Consider the following 1,340-nt stretch of genomic DNA (forward strand, 5'->3'; position numbering starts at 1 on the left):
CAGGGAGAGGCCGGCGTCGCCGGGGACGGCGTAGGTGAACAGGCTCAGGAGTAGGGGCAGGGCGAGGAGGAACAGGGTGTATTGGCGGTCGGCGGCGATGACGGCGAGGTAGCGCCGGGACAGGATGGCGAATTGGGCCAGGGGGCTTTGTTGGGCTTTGGGTTTGGGTTTGCCGGTGGCCCCGGTGGCGCCGGTGGCGCCGGTGGCCCCGGTGGGGGTGGTGTCGGTGGGGGTGAAGGCGGCGTGCAGGGGGGAGTGGGTGTAGCGGGTGGTCCAGTCGGTGGTGGTGTCGTTTTCGAGCAGGATGAACAGGTCGGCGAAGTCGGTGCAGCCGAAGTAGGCCAGGGCTTGTTGGGGTGGGCCGAAGTAGGCCAGGCGGCCGCCGGGGGCCAGCACCAGCAGGCGGTCGCACATGTTGAGGTGGGCGATGTTGTGGGTGACCACGACGACCGAGCGGCCGTCGTCGGCCAGGGTGCGCAGGGTTTGCATGACCGATTTCTCATAGCCGGGGTCCAGGCCGGAGGTGGGTTCGTCCAGGAACAGCAGGGAGGGTTTGGTCAGCAGTTCCAGGGCGACGCTGGTGCGTTTGCGTTGTCCGCCTGAGAGGGAGTCGATGCGTTGGTCGGCGTGGGTGGCCAGGCCGAGTTCGGTGAGGACTTCGTCGATGCGGTGTTGGCGTTCGGTGGCGGTGACGTCGTGGGGGAAGCGCAGGCGGGCGGCGTAGTTCAGGGCGCGGCGCACGGTCAGGGGGGTGTGCAGGATGTCGTCTTGGGGGACGAAGCCGATGCGGTGGCGTAGTTCGGGGTAGTTGTCATAGAGGTCGCGGTCGTCGTAGCGCACGGTGCCGGTGGTGGCGGGGCGGAATCCGGTCAGGGCGCCCAGCAGGGTGGATTTGCCGGCGCCGGAGGGGCCGACGACGGCCAGCAGGCTGCGTTGGGGCAGTACGAAGCTGACGTCGTCGAGTAGGACTTTGCCGCCCGGGGTTTCGACGTGCAGGTGGGCGGCTTGGTAGGAGATGTCGCCGGTGTCGACGTATTCGACGAGGCGGTCGCCGGACAGGTGCAGCAGTTGGTGGCCGATGCCCACGATGTCGGTGGGTTGGATCAGGGCGCGGGTGATGCGGGTGCCGTTGACGTAGGTGCCGTTGGCGGAGTGGTTGTCGATCAGTTCCCAGCCCGCGCCGCTGCGCCGCAGCAGGGCGTGGCGGCGTGAGACCAGCAGGTCGTGCAATACCACGGTGTTCTGCGGAGCCCGCCCGATACTGACCGTCGCCTGATCGATCGCATGCACCGCGGTCGGCGTCCGCAGCGACGCCGTCACCCCCGACGCCGTCTGCCCCG

Annotated in this window: 1 protein-coding gene; it reads right to left on the reverse strand. The window is 68.7% G+C overall.

Annotated features, from left to right (window positions below; genetic code table 11):
- Nucleotides 1–1,320 (reverse strand): ATP-binding cassette domain-containing protein (locus AO501_RS15295; protein WP_156452581.1); only part of this gene is annotated, 1,320 nt, incomplete at its 3' end.
- Nucleotides 1,321–1,340 lie beyond the last annotated feature (20 nt).

It is taken from the genome of Mycobacterium gordonae (assembly GCF_001417955.2).
Classification (GTDB): Bacteria; Actinomycetota; Actinomycetes; order Mycobacteriales; family Mycobacteriaceae; genus Mycobacterium; species Mycobacterium gordonae_B.